The 9,697-nt window shown below is 65.3% G+C and carries 10 protein-coding genes; 5 read left to right on the plus strand and 5 right to left on the minus strand.

The window, feature by feature from the left end:
• Nucleotides 1–66: 66 nt before the first annotated feature.
• Nucleotides 67–795: a Crp/Fnr family transcriptional regulator gene (locus tag L284_RS30940; RefSeq protein WP_040712738.1), complete on the minus strand. Its 729-nt coding sequence runs from the start codon at nt 793–795 to the stop codon at nt 67–69.
• A gap of 277 nt (nt 796–1,072) precedes the next feature.
• On the opposite strand from L284_RS30940, the gene L284_RS30945 reads away from it, so the two are divergent.
• Nucleotides 1,073–1,681 carry a heme oxygenase-like domain-containing protein gene (locus L284_RS30945; RefSeq protein WP_021233203.1) on the plus strand — a complete coding sequence of 203 codons (609 nt, stop codon included), beginning with the start codon at nt 1,073–1,075 and terminating at the stop codon, nt 1,679–1,681.
• Entirely contained in the window at nt 1,674–4,235 is a 2,562-nt protein-coding gene (locus L284_RS30950) for an HWE histidine kinase domain-containing protein (RefSeq protein ID WP_040712740.1), read from the plus strand. Before L284_RS30945 ends, L284_RS30950 begins: the two co-directional genes overlap by 8 nt.
• 27 nt (nt 4,236–4,262) lie before the next feature.
• On the opposite strand, the gene L284_RS30955 is transcribed toward L284_RS30950, so the two are convergent.
• Together L284_RS30955 and L284_RS30960 are read right to left on the minus strand one after the other, a co-directional pair.
• Nucleotides 4,263–4,895, minus strand: a complete 633-nt coding sequence (locus L284_RS30955) for a hypothetical protein (RefSeq protein WP_021233205.1) — start codon at nt 4,893–4,895, stop codon at nt 4,263–4,265.
• Nucleotides 4,896–4,973: 78 nt separating this feature from the next.
• Entirely contained in the window at nt 4,974–5,987 is a 1,014-nt protein-coding gene (locus tag L284_RS30960; RefSeq protein ID WP_021233206.1) for a DNA topoisomerase IB, read from the minus strand.
• A gap of 92 nt (nt 5,988–6,079) precedes the next feature.
• On the opposite strand from L284_RS30960, the gene L284_RS30965 reads away from it, so the two are divergent.
• Complete coding sequence (locus tag L284_RS30965; RefSeq protein ID WP_021233207.1) at nt 6,080–6,562, plus strand: hemerythrin domain-containing protein; 483 nt, start codon at nt 6,080–6,082, stop codon at nt 6,560–6,562.
• Between the two features lie 106 nt (nt 6,563–6,668).
• Nucleotides 6,669–7,133: a pyridoxamine 5'-phosphate oxidase family protein gene (locus L284_RS30970; protein ID WP_021233208.1), complete on the plus strand. Its 465-nt coding sequence runs from the start codon at nt 6,669–6,671 to the stop codon at nt 7,131–7,133.
• 113 nt (nt 7,134–7,246) lie between these two features.
• Here the strand turns inward: L284_RS30970 and L284_RS30975 are convergent, their stop codons facing one another.
• Together L284_RS30975 and L284_RS30980 are read right to left on the minus strand one after the other, a co-directional pair.
• A complete protein-coding gene (locus tag L284_RS30975) occupies nt 7,247–7,654 on the minus strand; it encodes a response regulator (protein WP_040712743.1) in 408 nt (135 codons plus the stop codon).
• A gap of 47 nt (nt 7,655–7,701) precedes the next feature.
• Nucleotides 7,702–8,373 (minus strand): sigma-70 family RNA polymerase sigma factor, encoded by a 672-nt coding sequence (locus tag L284_RS30980; RefSeq protein WP_021233210.1) that lies wholly within the window; start codon nt 8,371–8,373, stop codon nt 7,702–7,704.
• Nucleotides 8,374–8,849: 476 nt separating this feature from the next.
• On the opposite strand from L284_RS30980, the gene L284_RS30985 reads away from it, so the two are divergent.
• Nucleotides 8,850–9,641: a response regulator gene (locus L284_RS30985; RefSeq protein ID WP_021233212.1), complete on the plus strand. Its 792-nt coding sequence runs from the start codon at nt 8,850–8,852 to the stop codon at nt 9,639–9,641.
• The last annotated feature ends 56 nt before the right edge of the window (nt 9,642–9,697 follow it).

A 9,697-nucleotide genomic window follows, 5' to 3' on the forward strand; every position in this document is an offset into this window, starting at 1 on the left:
CTTCATGGCAATTGAGCGCAATAACCGTGTCAGTTCGATGTAACTTTCACGACAGTATGCGGTAACTCAGACCTCGCTCGGATAGACGCCGCCGAGCACTTTGCCGAAATGGGCAGCGACATGGTCGTTGCACGAACAGGCCTTCTCGCTGAGACTGCCCCGATCGGAGACGCTGATGCCGCCGCGCCGGGTGCGGACCAGCCCTTCACGCTTGAAGCGCTGCAGCACGCGGCTGGCATAGCTGCGGCCGATCCCCATCATCGAGGCAAGCTGTTCCTGCGTCATCGTCACGTCGTTGCGGCCGATCCGATCCACGGCGGCGATCAGCCACTTGGCGGCGCGCTCCTCGATCGTGTGGACGGCATTGCAGGCGATCGACTGGAAGACTTGTGCCATCATGCAGTCGGCATAGCGCGAGAACAGGCTGGCCAGTGCGGGAGAACGGCTTTTCGCCTCGTCCAGATGGCGCGTGGGGATGCGCCAGAACAGCCCCCCATGCAATACGTTGGCGCGGGCATAAGCGGGAAGACTGCCGTGGCTGACCACGCCGCCGAGCGCCCCTTCCCGGCCGACCAGAATCGTCTCGACGGAAATGCCGCTGTCGAGTTCCACGAAGAACGAACAGATCGAGGCGCCTCGCGGCAGGTAGCAATAGTCCACCTGGTCGCCCGGCTGATAGATCACGTCGCCCGACCGCAGTTGCACTTCGGAGAGATTCGGTTCGAGCAGCGCGAAATCTCCGGGCCTCAGCACCGCGAGAAGGTCGCTTTGCTCCAGGCTCGTCTGTGACGCCATTTCCATCGGCTCCCTGAAATACCGCGCTGTCACGCCGCCTCGCATTTTCCGCGCCATAGCGGCATCGTAACGCGAACAATGCGGCAGGCCGCTTGCGGTTCCCTGCGGCTACGTACAGAAGTGAACAGACGGGTCGCATCGATATTGATAAAGCGTTACGGAGGAACATTTCTCCGACGCGGGGATTGTGAACCCTCGAACCGAAATCCGGCGCGTCGACGCGGGGATGGGCGCTGGTCCCATCGCCCGCAATTGATCTTCTTAGGCGAATTTATCGATGCGGACTGAGAACCTTATTGCCGACACTGCCGATCTGCTCACGGCGCTCAGGGGCGCGACGGCATCGGCGCACCAGGGGCTCGACGCTGCCTTCGGCTCGCTCGACCTGACCCGCCGGGAGGAGCAGGCCCGCTTCCTTGCCGCCCATGCGATCGGCCTTGAAGGCCTGTTTCCCGCCGTCCGCGATTTCGCGCGGGACGTGCTCGGCTTCGCTTGCCCTGACTATCCGGCGATGCTGCGTTGCGACCTTGCCGAGCTCGGCGTGGAGATCGACCTTGCCGCTTATGCCGAAGTCTACGATGCCGCGGCCTCGTCCGGGACATGCTACGTGGTCGCCGGATCGCGCCTGGGCATGACGGTGATCCGCCGCGAAGGCTATTGGGGCCGTGATAACGGCAAGCCGTCGCGCTATATGGAGGATGAGGCGGGACACGGCTTGTGGAAGGCGCTGGTGCCCTGGCTCAAGAGCCGGCGCGCAGACGCCCCGGAGAGTTCCGCAGCGGTAGCCGCCGCCGCAAGCGCGTTCCGGGCCTTCGAACGCGCCTTCGAACAGGCGGGGATCGTCGCTTCGGTCTCCGGCATTCCGGCGGATGCCGCGCATGGCTGACGGCATGCACCGGGTGGACCTGAACACCTGCGATCTCGAACCGATCCACATCATCGGCCGAATCCAGAGTTTCGGCTGGCTCCTGTCGTTCTCCAGCGACTGGATCATCAACCACGTCTCGGCCAACTGCGAGGACCTGTTCGAGGTTTCGCCGCGCGACATGGTGGGGCTTCCCGCCACCCAGTTCCTTTCTCCCAATGCCCTGCACGACGTGCGCACCCGCCTGCAGATCCTGGGCGGCGCCAGCACCGTGGAGCGCGTGTTCGAGGTCGACCTGCGCGGCGACGGCCGCCTGTTCGATATGGCGGTGCACGTTTCCGGCCGCTCCTACGTGCTGGAGATCGAGCCTCACGAAGGCGGCCGACGCCGCGATTTCGTGAGCTATGTCCGGCCCATGATCGACCGGATGCGCCAGTCCACCTCGATCGAGCAGCTTTGCGCCAGCGCCGCCCGGCACTTGCGCGGCCTCACCGGCTTCGACCGCGTCATGGTCTACCGTTTCGAAGGCGACGGTGCGGGCGAAGTCGTGGCGGAAAGCCTCAACGGCATGGTGGACAGCTTCAAGGGGCTGCACTTCCCCGCCTCGGACATTCCGGCCCAGGCACGGCGGCTCTACACCCGCAACCTGCTGCGCATCATCAGCGACGTGGACGATCCCACCGTGGAGATCCACCCCACCACCGATCCCAACGGCGACCCGCTCGACCTGTCGATGTCGGGACTGCGCGCGGTTTCGCCGATCCATGTCGAATATTTGCGCAACATGGGCGTAAAGGCTTCGATGTCGGTCTCGATCATCCGGCGCGGCAAGCTCTGGGGGCTGATGGCGTGCCACCACTATTCGCCGCTGCGGCTGTCCTACTCGGTCCGCACTGCCAGCGAACTGTTCGGGGAATTCTTCGCCTATCTGCTGGAGCAGAAGGAGACCGACTTCGCGCTGGCCCAGCGCACCGCCTCGATGCGGCTTCATGACGAGATGATGTCCCGCGTCGCTGCCGGCGGATCCCTGCTGGAGGCATTCGAGGACTTTTCCGATTCGATCGCCCGGGTCATTCCCTTCGACGGCGTGATCGGCTGGGTCGATGGGCAGTTCAGAAGCCACGGCTCGGTTCCGAACCAGGTGCAGTTCAGCGAACTCGCGCGCTTCCTCAACACCGCGGGGGCCAGCACCGTCTGGTCGACGGACGCGATCGGATCGGTCTTCGCGCCTGCCCGCGAATGGTCCGATCGGGCGGCGGGCCTCCTGGCCTTGCCCGTGAGCCGTTCCCCGCGCGACTATATCGTGCTGTTTCGCCGCGAGCAGCTGCGCGAGGTCAACTGGGCTGGGAACCCGGAAAAGTCCATCGAACTCGGCCCGCTCGGCGCCCGGCTGACGCCGCGCAAAAGCTTCGAGATCTGGAAGGAAGAGCGCCGGGGACACTCCCGCCCCTGGACCGAGGAAGAGACGCTGGCTGCCGATGCCCTGCGCATCACGCTTCTCGAAGTCGTGCTGCGGCTGGCCGATGCGGTCCATGCCGAACGCGAGCAGGCCACCCGGCAGCAGGACGTGCTGATCGCGGAACTCAACCACCGCGTCCGCAATATCCTCAACCTGATCCGCGGCCTCGTGACCCAGAGCAAGGAAGGCGCCGCGACGATCGACGAGTTCGCCGAGATCGTCGGCAGCCGCATCCACGCCCTTGCCCGCGCCCACGACCAGGTGACGCTGAAGGACTGGACGCCCTCCTCGCTCTACGACCTCATCCGCACGGAAGCCGCCGCCTATGCCGCCGGCAATGCCGACCGCGTGGCGATCGACGGCCCCGACGCGCTGATCGCGCCCAGCGCCTTCACCACTCTGGCGCTGGTGTTCCACGAGCTGATGACCAATTCCTGCAAGTACGGCGCTTTGTCGGATTCGCGCGGGACGGTCACGATCACGCTCAGCCGCGACGACGACGGCTCGCTTGAGATCGACTGGCGCGAGGCCGATGGTCCGCCGGTGAAGACGCCCACCCGGCGCGGCTTCGGCTCCACCATCATCGAGCGCACGATCCCGCACGAACTCGGCGGCTCCGCCTCGGTCATCTACCCGCAAGAGGGCCTGAAAGCGCTGTTCCTCCTGCCGGCGGAGCATGTCGCCAGCTTCGAGACGCCCAGCCCCTCGGAACACCCGCCCGCCGTCGACATGGCGGTATCGGACGGCCTTGCGGGCGCGCTGAAGCAGGGAACGGCGCTGATCGTCGAAGACAACATCATCATCGCGATGGAAGCCGAGGACGTCCTGCGCGGCCTCGGCTTCGCGGATTGCCGGATCGCCGGTTCGGTAAGCGCCGCGATGGCGCTGGTGGAGACGGGCCAGGTCTCCTTCGCGATGCTCGACATCAATCTCGGCCGGGACACCAGCGAACCCGTGGCCCATGCACTGGAGGAGCGCGGCGTACCTTTCATCTTCGCCAGCGGTTACGGCGAGCGCTCGCTCCTGACCGGCACTTTCAAGGACGCGCCGGTCGTGACCAAGCCTTACGGCGAACGGGAGGTTCGCGCCGCGATCGCACGGCTGCACAAGGGCTGATCGGCGCATCGGTCCGATAGAAGCCCCTCATGGTAGATCGGACTTCTCCTTGGGCGAAGGACAAGCGCCGACCTGACGCCCTGTGATCGACCACCGCGTCAGGTCCGACTTCTGCGCGGCCGACGGGTCGGGCACCAGCATCTCGCGTCGGCCGTTGAAATCGAGCCTGAACCGTTCGGCGTCATAGGTTCCGGTGACAGTCAGAATCAATCGGGTGCGCTGTGTGTGGATCAGGCCGGATGGGTCGGGACCGGTGACGTTCCCGCCCATGCAGGTCTGAGTTGCGCGCAGACGCCCATCGCCGAGTTGCAGCGCGAGTTTGCGGCAATCGGTCGTTATCGACGATTGTGCACGCCCTTGCCCCGCCAGTAGCGCGACCAGGGCCTCGACCCGCGTAGCGGGAAGGCAGAAGCGCCATTCTCGGTCCTGCCCCGCAGCAGGCACGATCTCGCGGCCGTCCAGGCTTTTGCCGAAGTGATAGGATCGGGAAACCCTCACCAGCCATTCGCCCGCCGCGAACACGCCTCGGTCCCGCGTGCCCTCGACGACGATGTCGCCCTCTGTCCCGGCCTCCTTGGCAGATCCGCCGGAGGACGGCGACCACAGGATAGCCGCCAGAGCAAGCGCAAGAACCGGATAATGTCGCTGGTTCTCCATCATCGGCGGCAATCGTGCCGTATCGCCGGTGGCACGGCAATCCGCATGTGCGGATAACAAACGCCGGATCGGCGCCTTCGCTCAGTTCCAGCTGGCGGCTGACGGTGCCGCTTCCAGGAAGGCTACCAGCCCCCGCTCCTCTCGCGCCAGCCACTGCGTGCGGCGCGGCAGGCTGCTCGGAAGCTCCGGAACGGGCTCGGTGCCCCGCACATAGGCGACCAGCGCGGGATGGACGTAGGACTTGCGGGCAATGGCCGGGGTGTTGCCGAGATGGTCAGCCACATCCTCCAGCAGCGCTTTGAGTGTCACTTTCGGTTCCTGCCAGATCCGCGCGAAAGCCAGAGTGCTGGCCGCGAAGGTTCGGAAGTCCTTGGCCGAGAAATCCTCGCCCATCGTCTCGTGCAAGTAGTCGTTGACGTCCTGCGAGCCGACCGGACAGGCGCAGCCCTCCTCGTCCAGGTACTGGAACAAGTGCTGCCCCGGCAGATCCTGCATCTTGCGCACGCAGGCCACGAGCGCCCGGTCGCTGGACAACACTTCGCGCAGCTTGCCGTGCTTGGCGCGGAAACGCAGCTTGAGCGTGCGCCCTTTCACGGTGGCATGGCGGCCGCGCAGGGTGGTGGCGCCGAAGCTGCGGTTCTCCTTAGCGTAACGCTCGTTGCCGATGCGGATGGCCGCCGTGTCCAGCAAGGCGACGACCGAGGCGATCGCGCGTTCGCGGCAGAGGCGCGAAAGCGCGAGATCCTCGGCCACGCGTCGGCGCAGTTCCGGCAGCGCATGGCCGAAAGCGGCGCAGCGGTCGAACTTGCGCGCATCGCGATCCGCCCGCCAGTCGGTATGGTAGCGATACTGCTTGCGCCCGCGCGCATCGATCCCGGTGGCCAGCAGATGCGCGTCGGGATCGGGCGAGAACCAGCAATCGACATAGGCCGGCGGCAGGGCGATGCGATTGAGCCGGTCGATCTCTTCGCGGTCGCGGATCCGCGCGCCGTCGGGATCGAAGTAGGCCCATCTCACGCGCGTGTCCTTGCCGCCTCTCACGGGCTTGCGCGTAATTCCGGGAGCGGTTCCATCGGCGAAGGTGAGGCGTGGCATCGAGGTTCCCTGATCGTGGCCCCTTCGGAACCGCCGGGCATGCCGGCCCGTTCCTTGACCGATACGAATTGCCCCAAGGAAGGAGCGACACCATGGCCGATGCCCGTATTTTCAGGGACCTCAAGGCGGATCACGACCGTCACCGCGAGATGCTCGCCAAGCTCGGCGAGACCAAGGGCGACAGCCCCGAACGCCGCGAACTCTTCGAAGAACTGCGGCGAGAACTGCAAGCCCATGCCGCGGCGGAAGAAGAATCGCTCTATGCGACGATGCTCGCCTGCCCGGAATTGCGGGACGAAGCGCGCCATTCGGTGTCCGAGCACAAGGAAATCGACGATTTCCTGGGCGAATTGATCGAGATCGACATGGCGTCGAGCGCCTGGCTCGCCAAGTTCAAGGACATGCGCCACCGCTATCTTCATCATATCGACGAGGAAGAGGAAGACATGTTCCCCAGCGCAGCGGAAACCCTGTCCGCCGATGCGGAGCGGCGCATGGCCGAGACCTTCGAGAATCGCAAGCCGCGCGAGTTGCAGATCGCCGCCAGCCAGAAGCCGGGAGACGAGCGGGAATGACGGCGTGACCGGCGGCGCTCACCGGCTTTCGGCAGCCGGGGCGCCGCTACGGGAACGCCGAAGGCCTTCGGGCATTGTTTCGTTAACAACCAGGAGGAGAGCTGCCATGGAAAGCCACGTCCGCGAAAGGTTCTGGAAAGCCTTCGCCGCCAGCCCGTTCATCATGATGCGCCTCGAATCGGCTCATGGCCATGCCGAGCCCATGACGGCGCTGCTCGACAAGGAAGCGCATCATGCCGTCTGGTTCGTCTGCAAGCGGGACAACCGCATCGGCGCGGGCGGCCGGGCCATGGGTCAGGTCATGACCAAGGGGCACGATGTCTTCGCCTGCATCGCCGGCACGCTCGTCGAGGAAACCGACCCGGCGGTTCGCGACAGGCACTGGACCAATCATGTCGAAGCCTGGTTCCCCAACGGCAAGCACGATCCTTCGATCGTCATGCTGCGGTTCGAGATCGACGATGCGGAAGTCTGGACTTCGGACGTCGGCATCACCGGTCTTTTCAAGCTGGCGACAGGCGGCACCATCGATCCGTCTCGAACTGGCGAGCACGAAGTCGGCGCGGTCTGAATCCCTCGTCGACCGCACGACCCAGTGCTCCCGGGGGGCGTGGAGGCCAGCCCCTCCGCGCCCCTTCCGTTTTGCCCATCGCTTTGAACGCGGTGGAGCAGCGACCGGAGCCATCAGGCGCGAACCAGCGGCTCCAGGTCGGCGGGTCTCGAAGTTTCGGGGCAATCGGCAAGGGCATAGGCGATCGCCGATAGGATCGCCTGGCGCGAAAACGGCTTCTGGACGATTCCGACCGCCGTGGGCGCGGGAGCGTCGATCTGGCCGGGATTGGCAGTGACGTAGATGATCGGCGCGCCGAACCGGGACGCGAGATCGCGGGCCACTGCCGGACCGGTCAGCCCGTCGCGCAAGTTGAGGTCCACCAAGGCGATATCCGGCCGTTCCGCCAGAGCCGCCACCGAAGCGGAATCGGGGAAGGTGCCGAGGACGGCGTGACCGCCGTCCGACAGTATATCTTCGAGTTGCAGCGCCACCAGGAATTCGTCCTCGACGATAAGTATCCTGGCGGCGTTGGGGATCATCGAGTCCAAGGCAGTGGAGTCCTAAACATTGGCGACTGTCTGGAAGATCAGGCGGCGAGCGTGTCCCGCTCGTCGACATTGGCGATCTTCACGAGTTCGGCGAAGAACGCGTCGATCGCTTCGCCGTTCAGCACGAAGTTGTGACGGAAATCGGGAAGCTGGCCAGACTCGATCACTTTCAGGAGCATGGCGCGGGCGCGGCAGATGCGGCTCTTGACGGTGCCGAGAGCGATGCCGCAGATCTTCGCGATCTCTTCGTAGGAGAGATTGCCGGCAGCCACGAGAATCAGCGCCTCGCGGTAGGTTTCGGGAATGGCGGTCAAGGCGCGGAGGACGTCCGCAAGCTCGATGGCGCTTTCCTGGCTGGCTTCGGCGCGCAGGATGCGTTCGGCGGCCAGTTCGTCGTATTCGCCGTGGAACCGGGCCCGGCGCGCTTCGCTATAGAAGTGATTGCGCAGGATCGTGAACGTCCAGGCCTTGAAGTTGGTGCCGGCCGCATAGCGACCGCGGGCTGCCCAGGCACGCAGCATGGCTTCCTGCGCAAGATCGTCGGCGCGATCGCGGCAACCGCAAAGGCCGCGTGCGAAAGCACGCAAGTGCGGCGCCACTTCCGAGAGCGCGCGCTTGAAGTCCCGGTCGCTGAGCGCGGCCACGGCAGGTGCCGCGGTTTCGCCTGAGACGATTTCGGCACCGGCGCTGGTTTCGGTTGCTGCGGACATTGCGTTCCCTCCTTGGCTGATCACGTTTCGTGACCGGTCGAATTGGCAAACGCGACTAATGAACACAAAGTTCCCGGTGCGATGCTTAGTGACCATTTCCGGCGCGGATTCGCGTTCGATTTCGAGATGGACCGAGGCTGCTGCACGATCTTTCGTGCAACCAAGATGATTTTTTTCGTTCACCTTGGGAACATCCCTGCGCCGTAAACTTTGAGGCCTCCGTCCACGCATTCGTGAACGGAGGCCTCCGGGATCGGGTCACCACCGGTTGCGGGGGGTGGGGGAGCCAGTGGTGACACCGAGCAAACGGGCCCGACCCGACTTGGTTCCCGCAAAACCGGCTCTCCGGGAAAAATTTTGAGGTTGCCCTGCCCTGCTCGCGGCGTCAGAAATCGATGATCCATCGGGAGGGGGCGGGCCACCGGTGCGGTGAAAAACACGGGGACGATCACGTCCCCACGATTCGAGGAATTTCGATGTCCGTCTCTGACCAGATCGCCATCCAGCTGCCTTATCTGCGTCGCTATGCGCGCGCGCTGACGGGGTCGCAACAATCGGGCGATACTTACGTCCGCGCCACGCTGGAAGCAGCCCTGGCCGACAAGGTGCTGCGCGAGGATATCGCCCGCAGCCGGGCAGCGCTCTATGCCGCCTTCACGCGCATCTGGGCCACCGGCCATGTGGAAGAACCCGGCCTTGCCGACGGCGGCCAGCACGAGCAGGCGGCGCAGACCCGTCTCGCCACCATCGCGCCCACGCATCGCCAGGCGTTGCTGCTGACCACCGTGGAGGAATTCTCGCGCGAAGATACCGCGCGGATCCTGGCGGTCTCGCCCGAGGAAGTCGACGCGCTCGTGGCCCAGGCCATTCTCGAGATCGAGAGCGAGAGCACGACCGACGTTCTCATCATCGAGGACGAGCCGCTGATCTCGATGCAACTCGAAGGCCTGGTCAGCGATCTGGGGCATCGGGTCGTCGGCACGGCGGCCACGCACGCCCAGGCACTCGACATCTTCGAGCGCTCGCCCGCCGGCCTGGTCCTCGCCGACATCCAGCTCGCCGACGGCAGCTCGGGGATCGAGGCCGTGGAAGACCTGCTGAAGTTCGGCGACGTGCCGGTGATCTTCATCACCGCCTATCCCGAGCGCCTGCTCACCGGCGAGCGGCCGGAACCGACCTACCTGGTCACCAAGCCGTTCCAGGAAGCCACCGTCCGCGCCGCGATCAGCCAGGCGCTGTTCTTCGGATCGAGCAAGCCGCTGGGCTGACGCCCGGCCCGCAAGGCATTCGCGAACGGCCCTGCCGGCACCCGCCGGCAGGGCCG

The organism is Novosphingobium lindaniclasticum LE124 (assembly GCF_000445125.1).
GTDB classification, from domain to species: domain Bacteria; phylum Pseudomonadota; class Alphaproteobacteria; order Sphingomonadales; family Sphingomonadaceae; genus Novosphingobium; species Novosphingobium lindaniclasticum.